Origin of the sequence: Hellea balneolensis DSM 19091 (genome assembly GCF_000428525.1) — a bacterium.
In the GTDB taxonomy this organism is placed as follows: domain Bacteria; phylum Pseudomonadota; class Alphaproteobacteria; order Caulobacterales; family Maricaulaceae; genus Hellea; species Hellea balneolensis.
The window spans coordinates 102272-121036 of the sequence record NZ_KE386760.1 but is presented as its reverse complement, the minus strand read 5'-3'; the positions used below and the strand labels follow the sequence as shown (position 1 = coordinate 121036).

General features: G+C 47.7%; 18 protein-coding genes. 8 read left to right on the top strand and 10 right to left on the bottom strand.

Annotated elements, in window-relative coordinates; translation table 11 throughout:
* The first annotated feature begins 156 nt into the window (after window positions 1-156).
* The 4 genes from F569_RS0115105 to F569_RS19210 all read left to right on the top strand — a co-directional run bounded on the left by F569_RS0115105 (window position 157) and on the right by F569_RS19210 (window position 4044).
* Entirely contained in the window at window positions 157-1836 is a 1680-nt protein-coding gene (locus F569_RS0115105; RefSeq protein ID WP_026942880.1) for an alpha/beta fold hydrolase, read from the top strand.
* A gap of 130 nt (window positions 1837-1966) precedes the next feature.
* Entirely contained in the window at window positions 1967-2908 is a 942-nt protein-coding gene (locus F569_RS18495) for an alpha/beta fold hydrolase (protein WP_051279959.1), read from the top strand.
* Complete coding sequence (locus F569_RS19215) at window positions 2905-3390, top strand: phasin family protein (protein ID WP_051279958.1); 486 nt, start codon at window positions 2905-2907, stop codon at window positions 3388-3390. The genes F569_RS18495 and F569_RS19215 overlap by 4 nt, the downstream gene beginning before the upstream one ends.
* Window positions 3391-4044: a TetR/AcrR family transcriptional regulator gene (locus F569_RS19210; RefSeq protein ID WP_051279957.1), complete on the top strand. Its 654-nt coding sequence runs from the start codon at window positions 3391-3393 to the stop codon at window positions 4042-4044. It abuts the gene before it with no gap.
* A 39-nt stretch (window positions 4045-4083) separates the two neighbouring features.
* On the opposite strand, the gene F569_RS18480 is transcribed toward F569_RS19210, so the two are convergent.
* The 4 genes from F569_RS18480 to F569_RS0115070 form a co-directional block, all read right to left on the bottom strand.
* Window positions 4084-4506, bottom strand: a complete 423-nt coding sequence (locus F569_RS18480; RefSeq protein ID WP_051279956.1) for a DoxX family protein — start codon at window positions 4504-4506, stop codon at window positions 4084-4086.
* 25 nt (window positions 4507-4531) lie between these two features.
* On the bottom strand, window positions 4532-5701 hold the full coding sequence (locus tag F569_RS0115080; protein ID WP_026942879.1) for a saccharopine dehydrogenase family protein: 1170 nt from the start codon (window positions 5699-5701) through the stop codon (window positions 4532-4534).
* Window positions 5702-5767: 66 nt separating this feature from the next.
* Window positions 5768-6145 (bottom strand): DUF4345 domain-containing protein, encoded by a 378-nt coding sequence (locus F569_RS0115075; RefSeq protein ID WP_026942878.1) that lies wholly within the window; start codon window positions 6143-6145, stop codon window positions 5768-5770.
* 10 nt (window positions 6146-6155) lie between these two features.
* The gene (locus tag F569_RS0115070; protein WP_026942877.1) at window positions 6156-7238 is read right to left on the bottom strand and encodes an SMP-30/gluconolactonase/LRE family protein; all 1083 of its coding nucleotides are present in this window, start codon (window positions 7236-7238) and stop codon (window positions 6156-6158) included.
* Between the two features lie 147 nt (window positions 7239-7385).
* Here F569_RS0115070 and F569_RS18475 point away from each other — a divergent pair, with 147 nt between their 5' ends.
* The gene (locus F569_RS18475) at window positions 7386-8222 is read left to right on the top strand and encodes a phosphodiesterase (protein WP_051279955.1); all 837 of its coding nucleotides are present in this window, start codon (window positions 7386-7388) and stop codon (window positions 8220-8222) included.
* 9 nt (window positions 8223-8231) lie between these two features.
* Here F569_RS18475 and F569_RS0115060 read toward each other — a convergent pair whose 3' ends face one another.
* From F569_RS0115060 to F569_RS19205, 5 genes are read right to left on the bottom strand one after another with little or no spacing between them, the layout of a single operon-like run.
* Complete coding sequence (locus F569_RS0115060) at window positions 8232-10085, bottom strand: polysaccharide deacetylase family protein (RefSeq protein ID WP_026942876.1); 1854 nt, start codon at window positions 10083-10085, stop codon at window positions 8232-8234.
* Between the two features lie 5 nt (window positions 10086-10090).
* Window positions 10091-11542 (bottom strand): glycosyltransferase family 2 protein, encoded by a 1452-nt coding sequence (locus F569_RS0115055; RefSeq protein ID WP_051279954.1) that lies wholly within the window; start codon window positions 11540-11542, stop codon window positions 10091-10093.
* Window positions 11535-12614, bottom strand: a complete 1080-nt coding sequence (locus F569_RS0115050) for a HEAT repeat domain-containing protein (RefSeq protein WP_026942874.1) — start codon at window positions 12612-12614, stop codon at window positions 11535-11537. Before F569_RS0115050 ends, F569_RS0115055 begins: the two co-directional genes overlap by 8 nt.
* Window positions 12589-13734 carry a YaiO family outer membrane beta-barrel protein gene (locus tag F569_RS0115045; RefSeq protein WP_026942873.1) on the bottom strand — a complete coding sequence of 382 codons (1146 nt, stop codon included), beginning with the start codon at window positions 13732-13734 and terminating at the stop codon, window positions 12589-12591. Before F569_RS0115045 ends, F569_RS0115050 begins: the two co-directional genes overlap by 26 nt.
* Window positions 13731-14897 (bottom strand): response regulator, encoded by a 1167-nt coding sequence (locus F569_RS19205; RefSeq protein WP_154813770.1) that lies wholly within the window; start codon window positions 14895-14897, stop codon window positions 13731-13733. Before F569_RS19205 ends, F569_RS0115045 begins: the two co-directional genes overlap by 4 nt.
* A gap of 264 nt (window positions 14898-15161) precedes the next feature.
* Between F569_RS19205 and F569_RS0115035 the strand changes: the two genes are divergently transcribed.
* The 3 genes from F569_RS0115035 to F569_RS0115025 all read left to right on the top strand — a co-directional run bounded on the left by F569_RS0115035 (window position 15162) and on the right by F569_RS0115025 (window position 17926).
* The gene (locus F569_RS0115035; protein ID WP_026942871.1) at window positions 15162-15620 is read left to right on the top strand and encodes a tetratricopeptide repeat protein; all 459 of its coding nucleotides are present in this window, start codon (window positions 15162-15164) and stop codon (window positions 15618-15620) included.
* 112 nt (window positions 15621-15732) lie between these two features.
* Window positions 15733-17382, top strand: a complete 1650-nt coding sequence (locus F569_RS19200) for a hypothetical protein (RefSeq protein WP_051279952.1) — start codon at window positions 15733-15735, stop codon at window positions 17380-17382.
* 4 nt (window positions 17383-17386) lie between these two features.
* Entirely contained in the window at window positions 17387-17926 is a 540-nt protein-coding gene (locus F569_RS0115025; RefSeq protein ID WP_026942870.1) for a hypothetical protein, read from the top strand.
* A gap of 6 nt (window positions 17927-17932) precedes the next feature.
* Here the strand turns inward: F569_RS0115025 and F569_RS0115020 are convergent, their stop codons facing one another.
* A complete protein-coding gene (locus F569_RS0115020; RefSeq protein ID WP_026942869.1) occupies window positions 17933-18694 on the bottom strand; it encodes an SH3 domain-containing protein in 762 nt (253 codons plus the stop codon).
* Window positions 18695-18765 lie beyond the last annotated feature (71 nt).

Here is an 18765-nt window from a genome sequence, read left to right as displayed (position 1 = left end):
TAAAATTACCCGCAGTTTTCTGAGGCGTAATATCTAAGACTTCGATTGATTTATGGCGATGCGCGTCCTCCCCCTTCACGCATCGCCTTTTTTATGGCGCTTGCACAGCCGCCTTAGTCTTGCTTTAAAGACAGGAAAAGAAGGTAGGGAAATTCAATGGCGACGAAAAAACATAAAGTTGGTGAGAAAGCTGCAGAAACCACAACAGCTGTAAATACACTTGTTGGCTTCCGCCGCTCAGAGGTGATCAAATCTTTAGGATTAGTTGCAGGATATGCCGCGAAACAGCCCAGACCCTTTGCCAAACATCTTAAGAATTATGCGGGCGAATTACTCGAAGTTGCCAAAGGCACATCAGAATTGGCGCCCGATAAACGCGACCGCCGCTTCAAAGACGAAACATGGCAAACAAATGCCTTTTACAAGCGCGGTATGCAGAGCTGGCTCGCGATGCGCAAAGAGCTTGATGGGTGGATTAGCGACTCGCGCATGCACCCTGCAGATAAGGTGCGCGCAAAATTCGTCACCGATTTAATTGTGGATGCCTTGGCCCCGACCAATACGCTGCTCGGCAATCCGACGGCTATGAAGCGCCTTTTTGAAACCGGAGGGGCTTCACTCGCACGCGGGCTGAAAAATGCCTATGATGACCTTCGCAATAATGGCGGCATGCCCAGCCAAGTTGATGGCCGTCCGTTCAAAATCGGCGAGAACGTTGCGAACTCCAAAGGTGCAGTCGTCTTTAAAAATGAGATGCTCGAAGTCATTCAGTACCAACCTAAGACGGAGCAAGTTTATAAAATTCCGCTCATGGTGATTCCGCCGCAAATCAACAAATTTTATGCCCTCGACCTAGCGCCTGATAAATCCATGGTGCGGTTTTTAACCAAAATGGGATATCAGGTCTTTGCCGTCTCGTGGCGCAATCCGACGCGTCAACATTCGCATTGGGGACTTGAAAATTACGTGGAGGCGCTGATTGAGGCCTCTGATGCGGTTCGCAAAATCACGCGCAGCCCTCGTATTAACGTCACTGGGGCCTGTTCCGGCGGCATCACGCTTGCACTGCTCCTCTCAGAGCTTGCAGCTCGCGGGGATAACCGCGTCAATTGCTATACCCTTATGGTCTCCGTGCTGGACGGCAAGAAATCAGACTCCGAAGTCGGGCTTTTCGTCAATGACCGCGCCATTGAAGCCGCGCGGCGCCAAAGCGCGAAAAAAGGCATTCTGACAGGGGATGAGCTTGGACGCGCCTTTGCGTGGATGCGGCCAAATGATTTGATCTGGAATTATGTCGTAAATAATTACCTGCTCGGCGAAGATCCGCCGCCCTTTGATGTTCTCTATTGGAATAATGACAGCACGAACCTGCCTGCGCAGCTTCATTCTGATTATCTGGATATTTTCCAAGATCGCCGCTTCCGCCCCGATAAAAAGATACCTTTTATGGGCCATGATGTTGACCTCTCCGCCGTCACGCAGGACGGATTTATGGTCGCCGGCGTCACAGATCACATTACGCCATGGAAGGCGTGTTATAGAAATGTACGGCTCATGGGCGGAGAGACTGAATTTATCCTCTCAAACTCAGGGCACTTACAATCGCTGATAAACCCGCCCGGTAACCCAAAGGCTAAATATTACACGAATAAGGATTTCCCGGCCCGCGCCGACCGCTGGCTTGAAGCGGCTGAGAGCCATAATCAATCCTGGTGGATACGATGGAATGAATGGCTGTCCGAACGCTCAGGCGACATGAAAGCAGCCCCTAAAAGCTTGGGCAACAAGGCGCATCCGCCTATTTCGCAAGCGCCGGGTGAATATATCTTTACTTAATATAAAGCGCTTCTCCTCACAGTTTATGCAGTGGGAAACTTTACATTGGGCGCTCCGGCGCCCACCTCATAGATAGGCGCATAATGGTTTCTGCCATGAGCGCCGCAAGATAACGCCCGAAAGGCCAGACATGGCAGCTGATGCACATCCGGATTTTCATCCCAACCTCCCCCGTATTTTCTTTTCGAAAATCGGAAACCAGACATTGCGCACGGCAATCTGGTCAGGAACAGATAAGGGTTATGGAAAGCGCACGCCGCTTCTATTTTTTAATGGTATTGGCGCAAACCTAGAAATCGCACAAGCTTTTGCCGATACCTTTACAGGCCGCGATATCATTACATTCGATATGCCTGGCGTTGGAGGCTCACCGGATCCTAAAATTCCTTACCGGCCTTGGTGGGTCGCGAAAGCCGCCAAAGATATCCTTCTGCAAAACCGCTATACAAAAGTCGATGTGCTCGGTGTCTCATGGGGCGGCGGGCCCGCTCAGCAATTTGCATGGCAATATAAACGCATGACCCGCAACCTTGTCCTATGTGCAACGACGACGGGCGTCACTATGGTGCCGGGCAATCCCAAGGCGCTGTCAAAAATGGCCTCTCCCAAGCGTTATATTGACCGTGACTTCCTCGCCAAGAACTTTGAGACGCTTTACGGCGATGCAGCCAGTGAAGGCGTACATGATTTTTCCGTCAATATGGTGCCGCCCAGTGTGAAGGGCTATCTCTATCAATTGGCGGCTATGGCCGGATATTCCACTCTCCCCTTTATTCGCCGCATCAAAGCTAAAACGCTCGTTATCATGGGCGGCAACGATCATATTGTGCCCGTTATTAATGGCCGTATCCTACATTACGCCCTCAAAAACTCCCGCCTCGAAATTTTGGACGGCGCGGGGCATCTCTTCCTCTTAACGCGCCGTGATAAAACGGTTGAGCTTATTCGCGATTTCTTTGGCGAGCCCGAAGTCCCCATGCCGCATGTCGATCCCGTCTTGCTCCCCTCTGTGGCTGTGGCCTATAATCATAAGAATGAATTTGATCCTGCCTTGGTAAAGAGTGAAGTATGACAGATAAAAAGAAACGTAGTTCAACAGAATCGGCCCGCCGTATCTGGCTCGCGGGGATTGGCGCTTATGGACGCGCCTTCACAGAAGCTCAAGAAGCCCTAAAAGACGTCACGGGTAAAGGTAGTGAGGTCTTTGACGAGCTGGTCCAAAAAGGCGAAATGCTGGAAATGGTAGGCAAAGCCAAAGGTAAAGAAGCTTTGGAAAAAGCGCAAATGCCAAGTTTTGATATGCCAGATTTTGATATTGATGATCGCATCAAAGCCATGCGTTCGAGACTATCACGCGGCAGCAAAGATGAAGGCGAGACAGCAGGTTATGAAGACCGCCTCTCTGCCATAGAGGCGAAGCTGGACCGTATCTTGGACCTGCTAGAGCCCAAAAAGCCAGCGCGGAAAAAACCAGTAAAGCGAGCGACAACAGCTCGGACAAAAAAACCTGCAGCTAAGACAACAGCCGCGAAAAAACCGACAACAAAAAAATAAGTGGCAGAGCGCTCAAAAACCAAAGAGAAAATACTTAAGACAGCCCTTGGCCTTTTTAATAATGAAGGCGAAAGCGCTGTTAGCTCCGTCGATATTGCTTCTGTCATCGGTATCAGTCCCGGTAATCTTTATTATCACTACAAAGGCAAAGACGAGATTATCGTCGAACTTTTCGCGGACTATGAGGAAGAGATTCGGCAAGTCTTAGGCTCGCCCGTCAGAGAGCCGTTAAAGCTCGAGGACAATTGGGTTTATCTTTATATTATTTTTGAAGAGATTTTCGACTTCCGCTTTTTCTATAAAAATCAATCAGAACTCATCGACCGTATTCCAGCTCTGCGCAGTAAATTTGCGCGAATATTATCACTTAAAGAACAAACCGCCCTCGCCTTGCTCTCCACATTGGAAGAACAAGGCCATCTTACATTTGATGAAGGCGAAAAAACGGCCCTCGGCGGACGCATCGCGCAGCATTTTACATTCTGGCTACAATATCACGATCTACGCCACGGCCATTCTTCAAGATATAGTGGCCCGCCCAAATCGCTCATTGATCAAGGGGTGTTTATGACGCTGATACAAATCACGCCTTACTGGACACATGGTGAGGGGTATGCGGAACTATTGAAGGATTTCGTGTCGGATAAAACCTAAATAGATTTACTTTCGCAAATATCTTAACGAACACGCATATTAGCGCAGAATCACCTTATCACTTCGCCACCACCCTGATAACGAAATTTTCCTTGCTTGAGAATGCCCCGCAAGCACAAGAAGTCCAGCTAAGATTCCCATATTTTTGAAGAAATTTTGAGTTTCACGGGCTACCCCTTCCCCTTGCATCGTCCAAAAGTCATGCAAAAGAAAATTCACAAGTAAAATGTAAATTACGAAACCATAAGCGACGACTCTAATATGACGCCCAGACATTAATAGTAGTCCGCCAACTATATTCACGCTCGTGGAGAACCACATTAATGGCTCCGCAAACACGATGTCATGGCTCTTCATATAGCTTAGCGTTTCAGCTGCATTAGCGGCTTTTTGCAATCCTGGTATCAAGAAATAGAGCCCCAAGAGAGCGCGCCCAAGCGTCATTGATACTGAAGATAACATATTTGCCTCTATCTGCTACGCGGTTTTAGCTCTCAATCTTAAACGTAAGCCCTGCATTCGCCACTAAGCGGTCAATCAGCGCGCCGCCCATCGCTGGGGCCGAGGTATAGACGCCGCCCGGTGTTTCCTCGCGGCTGATATCTTTAGCAAGGCACAGCGCGGATTCCGCGATCATTTTGGAGGTGGAGCCATAGCCTGGATCTTTATCGCCTGTAACCCCCGCAATAATACGTGTCCCGTCAGGCGCATCGCCAATAAACATGACATCATAAAAGCCTGTTTCTCGCTCTTCTTTACTGGGGCCCTCACCTGGCTTGGGCGGGTTTTTCGCCATGCTATCGTCTTTAGCGACATATTCCGCAGCGGCTTTGCCCTTTTCGCCAGGGCCCGTCAGAACCATTTCGTCATAGACAAAATCTTCGCCGTAAAGATGGCCAAGCAATGCGTTAGAGCGGTGGACGTTTTTCGTATTTATGGAAGCCATAATGAAAGGCGCTGACCAACTGCCAATATCTTCTTCTTCAATCGGTTTATGTCCTGTCGGTTGGGGCGGACCATTAAAATCAGGAACAAGTGAGAACGGGTCTTTGAGCCAGCTAAGCACGTGCGGCTCTTTCGCGGCGCGCTTCATAGTCTCGCCAAAACTGGCCGCTGTCCCGCCAGAGAATGTGCCTTTCATTTTACGCACACGCCCGCGCACTTTGGCACAGGGCCCGCCATGATGAGCCATGGCATGTTGCTGTAGGAAGTAAACGCCCAGGTCAAAGGGAATGGAATCAAAGCCGCAAGAGTGAACAATCCGTGCGCCGCTCTCTTTGGCCGCATCGCTATATTTTGCAATCGTATCAACCATCCATGGCGGCTCACCGGACAGATCAACATAATCTGTTCCTGCTTTGACGCAGGCCTCGACAAGGGAGTCGCCATACAGCTGATAAGGCCCGACCGTGGTGCAAACAGCTTTGGTTCGCGCAGCCATAGCGTTAAGTGACGCGGCATCAGAGGAATCCGCCACAATAAGCGCAACATCTTTAGAGACGCCCATTTCATCACGTACAGATTCGAGTTTCTCTTGTGACCGCCCTGCCATCGCCCAAGAGACATCAGATCCGTATTGGCCCTCTAGATATTCAGCGACTAAGCGGCCCGTAAAACCTGTGGCTCCAAAAACAACAACATCAAATTCACGCGACATAAATTTCTCTCTTCTTTTTCTAAGTATATGCAACTTATTGCATATGAGATTTAGGGACGCAAATGATTAGGCTTTTTTAGCCACTATATTGTGCCAAAGTACAATCGAGGGCGAACCAAGCTCTAATACCATCCCCATCATCGCATTTGCTGGCGGCGGGCCAACCGTAAGGTAACTGAATAGCCTCGCAAGTCCGCCCAAGAAAATAGCTAAAACAAGTAAACGCAGGACAGCACCACGGTTTTCAAGGTCTTGTAAAACCCACCAAATCAAAAAGAAGAGCGAAAGATAATAAGCCGATAAATATCTAAATTGATTATCCAGTCCCGCCGTAACAGCTTCGCCTGCATTGTTGGCTTCTGCGCCGCCAATCAACCCCATCACTGCAAAAAATAAAGGGATTAGGCTCAATATAGCTAAGACAATCTGTAATCCGCGTTTCATTCTCAATCTCCTATTTTAGTTTCAAGCGGCCCAGATCAGGCGCGGTTAGGCTGGACACATACATATAACCGTCTTGTGCAATGATTGCGCCCGTCGCATTAGGATAATCACCGCTAGGGTCCTGCCAAGTCCTAAGTACATTCCCCTCGCCGTCAATATGGACAATCAGGCCATAGCTAACCGATTTTGGCCGCATAAAGGCCGGCAGCCGCATTGCTATTTTTCGCGCGCCCGTATTGGCTGAATTATCATCAAGCCATTTTGAGCGCTGCGAAATTAGCCCTAGAAGAAATGTATCAGAGCCATCCGCTGCCTTGGGACCGCGATTGATGTTATCAGGAAATCCCGGAAGGTTATCCATAATCACGCGGGACGTGCCGTCAGGCGAAATACGGTGGAGTTGATAGGTGCCTGTCTCATTCATGAGAATATCACCATCAGACGTCATCGCCACGCCGTTGGAAAAAACATAGCCGTCGCGGACAATACGCGTACGCTTCGTAGCCGGGTCATAGGCCAGTAAACGTCCCGTGCCTTGATGCTCCATAATCTCAAGAAGGCTCGCCTCTAATGTTGTGCCAATAGCCTCAGCGCCAAATTTTACCGAAGCATCTGAAAAATAAATCACGCCATCTGCGCCAATATCCAAATCATCCGCATAGGCTATGGGCGTGCCGTTTACCTCATCGGTCAAGACAGTCACGATACCGCTAGGCGAAACGGAAAGTAATCCGCGAAAGGCATCCGCAATAATCAGGTGACCTTGCGCGTCCATTTCCATGCCGAGCGCTGAACCTTTTGTATCCGCAAATTCGCTGTGTGTGTTCGCAACTGGATCAATTTCGATGATCTTGCCTTCTTGAGAGCTCACGAACAGCTTACCTTCATGCATGACGACATCTTCGGGGCCATGAATATTCCCAATAGAGAGGCGCTCTAAATTGGCCAGATCCGCATTAGGGGCAAAATCCCCGACATAGCCTTTATTTTCTGGCGCATCCCAAGATATGGGGTCAATAGGAACAGGCCAAAGCGCCAGATATGCCGCAGCCAATGCTATTATCCCCATAAGCGACAGTAGTATTTTTTTCATAATCCCCTCCAAGACTTGCAGAGAACCATGTTGCGGGCCTGCTGACAAGTTCGGCTTTGGATAAATATTGTGACCTAAGTCACAGAAACCGATGCTCTCGCCTGTCATGAGACACGACACAAATTTCATGTGAGGGAAGAGGGCCATGTGCTGATCGCGCAAATAACAGACCTGCATTTAACGCCAGGCGAGACTTCGTCTTGCCAAAATATTGACCGCTTACGGCGCGTTCTAAAACACATCAAAGACAGCCCCCATGTGATTGACGCAATTCTGATCACAGGTGATTTAAGTGAAGGTGGTCATCCGGCGTCTTATAAAGCGCTCAAGACCGAACTCACATTATTGGGCATTCCTTATTATTTAGCGATGGGAAATCACGATAATGCCGCAAATCTGGCGGCTTGTTTTCCTTACGTAAAACTTGCGGATGGGTTTCTAAATTACAGCATAAACTTTCCAGATCTGCGGTTTATCATTTTAGATACAACATTGTCTGGCCGTCATGGGGGCGCTTTTTGCGAGAATCGCGCTGATTGGCTGGATAAAGAGCTTGGTAAGGAAAGCTCCAAGCCAACGCTTATCGCCATGCATCACCCGCCTGCGGATATTGGTATTGAATGGATGACAACACGCGAAGATTCACCTTGGGCCAAGCGGTTTAAAACTATAATTCAGCAGCATAAAAATGTCGTTCACATTATGTGCGGGCACATTCACCGCTCGATATTTTTAAGCTATGCGGGTACGACGCTGTCAGTTGCAGGCGCGGTGGCCCCTCAAGTCAGCCTTGATTTCTCTGCCATTGACCCGAACAAAGTCGATGGGCGCGCGCTCGTAGAGGATAGTCCTCCAAGCTATACGCTGCATCATTGGAAAAGTGGGCAGCTCACTACGCATCACGTTGATATAGGCGCGGCGCCTCTTATTTATTATGACGCGGCCCATGCGGATGTGATTAAGCGCACTCTGGATAGAGACTAAAAATTGGGCTTAACGCTGAACCATAAGCGTTTGGGGTCCTGAAAATTTCGGCAGTAATAATCCTTGCTCGAAGACTTGGATTTGCTCAAGCGGTATCGAGCTCTCTATAAGTTTGGCGGGGCCGTTGAGCTCTAGCGTTAAACCTTTAATGGACGTCTCAGAATTCAGTGAAATTTGGTAAAGCCTAGAGCCCATATTTTTTATATCAATGCTCACATCATCTCTGGCCGTCCACCACTGCCCAAACTCACGCAATGTGCCCATCCAGGCATAGGGCCGCACTTCGTCTATAATGGCTTTTTGAAAATCCAGCCGTGTATCTACCGCATCTGTATGTATCAAAACAACATAAAGGCCTTCAATTTTCGCAATCTGACGGGCCAACTTAATCGCTGGATCCAGACGGTTTATCATCGGAGCTTCAATTTCGTCTTCGACCGTGATGGGAAATTCAAAGACTGGCGTGAAAGCAGAAAAGGCGCGGTTATAACTGAGCTGAAACGGCAGATGAGTTAGCGAGACATTGGCCGTTGAAGAGGAAGAGTATTTATATCCGGTCGAAGCCAGTACTTGAGGCATTTGACTGGGATTACTTAAAAACCCTGGGCGGAAAGACTCAACCTCTTGCTTACGCGTAAAGTTATCAAGCAAGAATTTGGAAATGCGGGTTTCGCCAATAAGCGTTGCGCCGGTTGTTCGTGTTTTTGTGCGAACAAAAGGGCGGTATTCCGGATAGGCTTCAGAGCCATCACCAATCTCAAAGTCCCACATCGCATTAGAATGCGCAACGCTATGGCTTGCAATTTCAGCACCCAATGCGTCAAGCTCTCGCACGAGACTTGCGCCCTCATCGCTGAAAAATATTTCGTCGTTATAATCACGCACATATTTTGTTTGAATAAAATATGTACCGGAAATCCCTGCCTCCTTTTGTTGCTTTGCATAAGGAATGGCATTTATGAGGCTCCTCGAAAAATCTATATCATGGGACATGATAAAGCTCAGAGACTTCCCATCAGGCACAGTTCCTAATGTGACTTTCAGGGAGGCTTGCTGCTTATAGATATTTTCAAGAAGTATTAAAAGCGCGTCCAAAGTTGGCTGATAATTATTGGCATAGTATTGGCGAATATCAACTTGGCGCCTATTATAACCTTTGGATAATAATTGCCCAATATCGAGGCCCAAGGCATAGGTTGTTCCTGTCCCATATTGACTTTTAACAATAGCGGCTTCGCCATTTTCATAGGCCGCTAAAACCTCGCCGCTTATGCCAAGATAGCTATTTGTCCCAGGGTTGGCATCGATTTGTTCAGCGCTCCCTATCTTTATATCAGTAAGACCCTTTTCAGAGAATTCTTCTGTCTCAACATGTCCTTCCCAGAAAGATAAATAATAGCGCGATTTACTTTCCGCTATGGATTGAAACCCAAACATATCAGCTAACCCGCCGCCTAATATATTTGTGCCAATGAGGGTTCCCCCTTGCTTGGCATAATCCCGTATTTCGCCGAGTTCTCCACCTGACAAATTCAACCCCGTGACTTGCGGATAAATCATGACAATATCGTGGGCCAATGCCTCTCGAACATCGGTGGTCATTCTAAAAGGAATTCCAATTGTTTTTAAACCCGTGGCGAGAGCCAGCCAATGTGAGTCATCCTCTGTAATGAGGACCGCCAAACGGCTGGCCTGCCCGTCATCAAATTGCCGAGGACCTAAATCCTCAGGCTCCATCATAACAGCCTGTGTCTGAGGGCCTTCCAAATCATCAAAGACGAAGACAGTTTGTCCGCAAGCCTGTAAAAAAGCCCCGAAAACCAAAATAAGGATATAAGAATAAAAGCGACTAAATAATGTCATATTGTTCAATCAGAAGAGACGCTAAAACCGCGCCGCTCCATGGTTCCCCAAGTGGGCTTCATGCCGCGGAAATGCTGTATAAGGCCCCTAATGCGCCAGATAGAGCAGATTTGGCGAAAGCCAAAATTTTCAACAATAGCAGTTATCAACACAAAGAATAAATCCTTGGGATGGGTAAAACGTTCGATCTCATCTTGTTCCAATAAGAGTGATAAAACAGATATCAAAACACCATAGCTGAAAATCAACGCGGTAATGACTATGAAGAACCTCACATCCAGCCAGCCCAAGCAGACAAAAATAATCATCAACATATAGCCCAAAATTTCGGCTATTGGGCTGATAAGATCCGTTAAAAGAAATGTCGGTAGAGTGATCATGCCCAAACGCCCATAACGCGGATTAAAAAGCATTTTGCGGTGACGACTCAAACACTCTAATGCGCCGCGCTGCCATCGCGTTCTCTGATTGGATAAGAATTTAAAGCTTTCAGGCGCTTCGGTCCAGCAAACGGGTTCAGGCACATAACGTACAGCATAGGGCGTCTTTGATTCCAACATCATGCGGTGCATTTTCAGCACAAGTTCCATGTCCTCACCGACCGTTGTCGTGTCATAGCCGCCTACGGCGACAGCGATGTCGCGCCGGAAAATGCCAAATGCCCCAGAAATAATCGCAAGGCTGCCTTTACGGCTCGCCGCCAGACGCGCCATTAAGAAGGCGCGAATATATTCGACCACTTGTAATCGCGCTAAGAAATTTTTGGGAAGCTTGTAATCCGTGACCTGTCCGTTTTCGACCTTACAGCCATTAACAATCCCTACTGTGCCGCCAACCGCAATAACATTATCAGACGTCTCCATAAAGGGGCGCACTGCCTTTAACAGGGCTGTTGGCTCCAATAGAGAATCTGCATCAATAACGCAAAATAGAGGCGTCCTAACGCATGTCAGGCCGACATTGATCGCGTCCGCTTTTTTGCCGTTCTCCTTATCGATAAATAAGAGTGATGGATAAATATGGGAGCGGTAAATTTGGCGGATAGGTTTATGGGTAATCGTTTCAGTTTCGCGCACGACATAAGTCTCAGTCATGTTAAAAGCTTTGACCATAGTTTCTGCTGTGGCGTCGGAGGACCCATCATTGACAACAATGATCCGCAAATCGGGATAATGGAGCGCAAGGAGTGCCATAACGCTCTCGCGAATTGTATTGGCTTCATTATAAGCGGGCACAACAATTGATATGGGCATAGCAGATCTTGAGCGCAGAATTTCCCATCCTGCATAATCATCTTCTCTCTGGCTATGCTTATTGAGCTCCATCCAGGCCTGCGGAATACACCACGCGTAAATGAGGTTTTGTAGAAAGCCTATGCCGACAACAAAAAGGCTGACCCAAAACACAAAGGATCTAAAATTCGGATTGGCCGCAGCGTCTTGAATAAGATCAAACATAACCGGAGGTCATTTCCCGCGCGACACTGCCGGCCATATCATTTGATTTAACCAGAGATTCCACAAATTTTTGCCCTGATTGACCTGACATCCAAATCGCTCGCAACGCCCAATATCTGACCCACATGACCGGGTCTTCGGTAAGTTTATAAAGGTCTGAAATAATGTCTTGCCTTCTTACCGCACAGGCCATTTTAGCGGCGCGGATTTTGACAGATATGGCCTTATCCTTGAGTCCCAATCGCAGAGGGTCTTCTTCGGCCGAACCGCGGCCTGAGTCATAACGGGCCATCGTAGATAATGCGAGCGCCGCCGCCCGAACTGTTTCGGCGTCATTATGCATAAGCGCATTCAGGTCCAAAGAGGTCTGGGGCGGGCGTATTAAAATTAAGGTTTCTAGACAGGCTGTTTTAAGAACATTATTTTCTGTCATGACGATGTAATCTTCTAAGGGCTCGACAATGTCTGCGCCAAACCCTTCCAAGATACCCGCCAGTAATTTGTAATCTTGCGGGAAAGCCTCATGAATTGATTCTAGGATCGAATTTAAATACCAATCACTCTCGCGAAGAACGAGGCAGCGCGCAGCTGTTAGGCGAACATATTTATCCTCCGAGTCCAGATTATCAACAATAACCTGAAGGGATTTTTGTGAATTTAGATAGGATAAGGTTCTGAGCGCTCTCATTCTGGAACCCCGAATACCCTTAAAGGTTTCTTTGACTAAGCTGTCTTCCAAAACTGACCCAGACGTCATTTCCTTTAACTGCTCAAGTTTTTCGCCCCTTAATGTTCTGAAATAGTGGAGCAAGACATCCGCCATTTCAGACGGGCTACAATATGGAGCATCTTCCAATCGGCCTTGCTCATCTACATCACGCTTTAAGGCTTCTTTTAAATAGGTTTGAAATATCGCCTTTTCTTGAGCGCGCGTGACCGCTTGATGATTTCTAACAATGCGCCGAATAATCACGCCAAAACACAGAAAAAAGGCAGCCCCTAACATTGAGAGGGTTATCACCCAAAATATTATAAGCAGGTCGTTATTAGCGCTTATATGTGAAGCCGACATTTCCGCTGGTCCTTACAAAGCTATCCTCGCGGTCATCCCGGGCAAGATTGAGGTGAAGGTCCAAGTCATCACTGACCATATAAGTGAGTCCGCCAAAGAAGCTTTTGGTTGTAATCGCGATGCCGTCAATGGCTTCAGGCGCATTTGCATAACCTGCTCGTATTTGCCACCTGTCCGCAATCGGGGCGCGGCCTTCAATTAGCCAGCCAAGCTGATCCTTTTCGGCCTCTTGCAGCGTCGCAATTAAGCGGCCGCTCAGAACCAAGCCGTTATCAAGATAACTCGTCAGGCCGGGCTGAATATTATGAATCACGCCAGCCGCATAATCGTCATAGCTATATGTTAGTTGCGGATAGAAGGTTGTGCCTTTTTGTGTTTGGATGGCCCGGCCAAGCCGCCCGCCAAAATTAAAGTCAGGCCTGAATGTCGCGTTTGGCGTAAACCCCGCTTCCAGTCCCCAATCCCATCCGCCTCGAACAGCGTCAGCTATCCCCGCTTTAAACTCAATATCGGTAATTCCAAACCGCTTATAACGCTGTGCTGATCCGTGATAAGCGAGGCTATGTGGGCTATATTCAACGCGCAGGAACTGGTCATCCCATTCAGGGATGTCATCTCGGTCAAAATCAGATAGACCCACTCCGCCGTCAATACGCCAAACATGATCCCCCGCAAAACCAAGGTCTCGTTGTGCCGCGTCTTGGGCCTTCCGAACGTTTGCAAGGCCGTTTCGGGCATCTTGATAGTCAGGATAATCTTTTAGAACCTGCTGATAATCTCGTTCCGCCTCCTTTAAGCGCCCCTGATAGTAATTCAGATTGCCCATAGCGAGGCGAAGATCCGGATTATCAGGGTCTTCTGCAATGAGGCTGTTCAGGACAGATTCGGCTTGGGCGTATTTCCCGGCCCAAGACAGAATTCTGGCTTTCAAGAACCGGTGTTCATATCCTGTCACAAGAGCAGAATCTTGCTGTGATAAAAGCACCAAGGCCTCATCAAACTTTTGCTGGCCCGCCAATTCCATTGCGCGGTCATTGACCTGGTTAGCGAGCGCTGTTTCTGCGAGTGTAAACGTCAATGAAAGGGCAATTATAAAGCTCTTCAATGCGCTGGGTGTCATCTTGCACTTTGCCTTCTGTCTAAATGCTGCTTCACGCGCATTATTACTTCCTCAGGGTCAAAGGGTTTCGGAATAAAGTCTGCTGCACCGCGTGCAAACCAACTTTGGGCCTCACCTTGATTGACCATACTGGTAAGTATCAGAACAGGAATGGATTTTAGGTTAATTTTTTGTTGAATCTCATAGAGAACAGTCCCGCCTTCAAGGCGTGGCATAAAGCGGTCTAAAAGCACAAGATCGGGCTCTTCCTCAGACAGATAATTAAGTGCGTCCAAGCCATCTTTGGCCGTGTCAACGGTCATACCCGCACTCTTAAGCGCATGAGTCAGAATCTCTCTCACGACAGGGTCATCATCAACGACAAGCACACGCTTGGCCGGCTGCTTCAGAAAGCCCTTAGTTGAATTCACGATATCCAGGATTTCGTGTTTATCCTCAGCAAACCCCTCAACGCCAAGACTGATAGCTTCAGCGATCTCATCAGGGCTATTGGGATCAAGCGCCAAAAATATGGGAAGCTTGTTAGTTTTACGCGAAGCTTTCAATGTCTTAATGCGTTCAATACCGCACACATCTCCGAAGCTGTGTTCAAGTACCAACATATCTATGACCGGAAATCTCAAGGCAAGAGCCAGTTCATTTTCAGTATTACAGCTGATCACATTAAACTCAGGCTCTAACAGGCTCGCCATTAAGTCGCATAACCAAATATCGCGATAAGCCACAATTATACTCTTACGATCAGAAGGCCTTGCGGTTTCTTGTATGACCGGTTTTTGGATCGGCTTTTTGATCGTAAGAGTATCTGGCGTGGGGATATGTTTGCCCCAAGCAGGCGTCTCAACATTGCCAAGACCTTGGCAAATATTTTTGATGTCACCAATAAAGGTTTCAATCTTCGGCGCGATTAACGCCGCATCTATATTTTTTTCTTGTGTTCTTAAGAGTGTTTCGAGCTTAGCAGCAGATAGGCCTAGCTCTGAATATCCATACATGGCCGCATTGCCTTTAATGCGGTGGGCTATGTCTGTGGCAAGAGCTAGGGCATCGTGCGAATGCTCGCGCGATGGCAAACGCGGTAAAGCGCTCTCTAATTTTGCCACGGCATCGGACAAATAGCCAAAGTAATATTGACTGACTTGATTGTGCCTGGCTTGCTGCATAGCAAAAGCCACAATATATTTCCCAAAGTATTCACAAACTCAAATGAGTTCATGCAGTTCCCATAGGTCAGTTAAACCATAGGAAAATGTTCAAACGCTTAGAGTTTTTAGTTAAGAAAATAGAAATATTTTGAGCCGGGTTTCATAAACCTCCAATATTATGGGGGTTCTGCTATAATTAATTAAATCAATCGTAACCCTATATTATAAATTACATGCGATAGACGTTAATAGCATCACAATATGGGCTGGCTAATTATATAAATGAAAACGACAAAGCTTCATATTATTAAGGCTACCTTTTTGCTCACTTTAGGGTTTGCCCCGCTTGCGGCTGGGCAATATCAAAGCCCAACAAATTCAGATAAAGACGTCGTCGCCTCAGCCCTTGAGCTTGCGAAAACCCGTCATTATGCGGCCGCGCTCAGCCGTCTTGAAAGCGCAGATCCGGCGATAAAAACGCAATATGAGTTTCGCTTTACCAAAGCCCGCATCCTGACATGGGCAAAGTTATATGACCATGCTGAACGCGAATTTAAGGTTCTGGCCTATCTTTATCCGGATAATGCCGATATCCGCGTCTCTTATGGATATTTGGAATTATTCAGAGGGAATCTGGATCAGGCTGAATGGCATTTTGATGGCGTCTTAAAACTCTACCCAACCTACAAGGATGCACAAGCAGGTCTGGTGCGGGTGCGCGCGGCACGCCAAGCAGAATAACCATTTTTCTCTTACATCTTAACTCGTAATAGATCCAAACCTCGCAAGGGTTAGATGGCGCCTTGGCATCTGAATTGCATCGTCTTCGTGACGGGCGATTCAGGAGAAGTCGGTGCACAACATAAAATTAGCCGCATGCGGGGCCTTTACAGTTTTACTGAGCGCTTGCGGCGGCGGGAGCAGCAGCCCTGCGCCGCAAAGCGTCGCCGCTACGCCTTCTCCTGCATCTCAGCCCGTCAGCTCTGTTAAAGTCTCAGGTCAAATCACATATGACCGAGTTCCGCACACATCCACATCAGGATTAGATTACGCCAATACAGCCAAAAGCCCCGCGCGCGGCGTTGTTATTGAGGCGCTCAACTCAGCTGATGAAATAGTGGCTGCAACAACAGCCGACAGTAACGGGCAATACACACTCACACTCGATCCTAATATAGATATCCGTATTCGTACGAAAGCGCAGATATTATCGCAAAGTACAGCATCCTGGGATTTTAAAGTCACAGATAATACGCAGGAAAATCAGCTCTATGTTTTGCAGGGCAGCCTAGCCAGTACAGGCGGAATAGCGCAACAAACCCGCAATCTTCATGCCCCGCATGGATGGTCAGGGCAATCCTATACAGAGGTCAGAGCCGCAGCGCCTTTTGCTATTATTGATACGATCTATAGCGCGGTGGAGGCTTTTACGTCCATTGATCCCGCCATAGACTTTCCGCCTTTGGAGCTCCGTTGGAGCCCAAACAACCGCACCGTGATAGGGCAAAAATCTTTAGGGCAAATCGGAACATCCGCCTATTCAACGGCAGAAGGCGGCGGCGCAATTTATATTTTGGGCGAAGAAAACCGCGATACAGATGAATATGACCCACATGTTATTCTTCATGAATGGGGCCATTATTTCGAGGATCAACTCTCCCGCAAAGATTCGATTGGCGGGTTACACTCTCTTCAAGACAGGCTCGATGCACGCGTGGCCTTTAGTGAAGGGTGGAGCAATGCTTTATCGGCCATAATAACGGGTAATCCTGTCTATCGGGACAGTTCAGGCAACGCCCAAAATTCTGGCTTCTCATTTAATCTTGAAACAAAGACTGTAAATATGCCGGGCTGGTTTAATGAGGCCACAATCAGTACCGTTTTATATGATATTTATGATGACGCCGCCGATGGCTCCGACACAATATCCGCTGGCCTTAAACCGCTTTACGCTGTTATGCGCAGCGAATCTTTTAAGACGGATAGCGTTTTCTCTACGATTTTTTCCCTTGCGGATGGGTTACGCAAAGAAGCAGGTGTTGATCTTGCGGCCTTAAACAGGCTTTTGGAGAGTCACAAAATCTCTGGCGAAGGCCCCAATGGCCAAGGAGAAAATAATAGCGGCGCCATACGTTCTGCCTTGCCCGTTTATAAAGAGGTAAGCTTAAACGGCACACCTGCTCAGCTTTGCTCTGTAGATGATGCCGGCACATTCAATAAATTGGGCAATAGGGAGTTTATTTTCCTAAACCTGCCAACTGCAACAGATGTGACGATTAAAGCGGAAAAAATAAGCGGCGATGAAAACCGCGATCCGGATTTCAAAATTTGGCAAGGCAATAAACTTATCAGCGAATCCACCTCTTCCAAAAAAGGGGAAGAAACCTTTTCAGACCGCTTGGCTGCTGGGGAATATATCATCGAGGCTTTTGATTTTTTCAATATTAACGGAACAGGGTCAAAGCGCGGAGATGGCTGCTTTAATCTTAGCGTGACTGGGTAAGACTATGAGACGTAATGTAATCATATCAGCCGTTTTTTTATTAGGCTCCGCCGCGTTTTCTAATGCATCCTATGCGGAGGACAAACCTCACGCATTAGGCGCTCATTCGCATACAGAATTTGTTAAACCTGGCGCGGCTGTCTCTATGACGCATGATTATGATGGACACACAGAGCCGGGAGAAATTGAATATATCACTCTTAGGCTTGAGTATATATATCAAGACGGGTTTCTGAGCTTGTCTCTAAAAACAGGTCAAGGCCTTGATATGATGTCGAGTACAACGCCGCAAAGCCTTCGGCTTACGCCAGGATCCAAGCTCTCTATACCTGTTCAGTTTTCCTCACGTCAAAACGGAACGCATTTTATTAGTTTAGATGCCATCTATGAGAGCCCGCAAGGTGCGCTCAGCCGCCGCACATTATCTCTTGCCGTAAATATCGGAAGTCCTGCCTCTGAAAAGGCACAAGCTAAAACGGCTCAATTCCCTGCTAAGACGAGTTCAGGCCTTATAATTATGAACGCTCAAGAAGAGATAAAATAATCTGATTTATTTTAGCTTTGAGGTCTTGCAGCTGAAATTCGCAATGGCAACAGATTTGGGGCTGGCATCACTACTTGTAACCTCAACACGCGGCTGCGCGGAGTTTACGTCAACAGTCTGGGCCCGAATGTCTTTTTCCATCATGATGTAATTATAGCCTTCGCCTAGCAGCTGAAAATGAGTTGCGGACTTATCCGCGCCGCAAGCCACAAGACGCTTTTCGAAATAAGGGCCGGAGCGAAAGTTCTGACGGGTAACGATAACGCGGTTATTATTTGAGGTCCGCTTTAGGCTTGCTGCATAAATCCGAGCGTCTTTATCTCCTTCAACCCTGATCCGCTTTAATGTGACATCATTGGCAGCTGTGGCGCGGCTAAAGCCGATATTACGCCGGCGTGTATCATTGTTAAACCGTGCCCATGTCACTTGGTTACTCGTTAAGAAGTCAGAATTGACCCATTGCTCATTTCCGCCGGGCTTACTCACGCGAATCCAGTTTTCAAAAACGTCATAGGCTTTTACTTTTTCGCCTAATTTGAGCATGCCAATGACATCTCCGGCCACGGGATTATCTCTGACACGAAGCTGATCCGCATCAACCCAATAAGGTATTGGCTCTATTTTTTTAATAATACGGCGTGTTGTTGAGCGCTCCGGGGCGCTATTCGCAGTATCTGCAGACGTATTACTTTGCGCGTTGGCCGGTGATGCGTAAGCCGCAAAACAAACTGAAAGGGCGGCAATCGCCTGAATGACATAAGGTTTCATTGAAACGTCCTCCAATTATGATCCCTAACGTCAATACTCTATAAACCATAATAAACGGTTAAAGAGAGGTT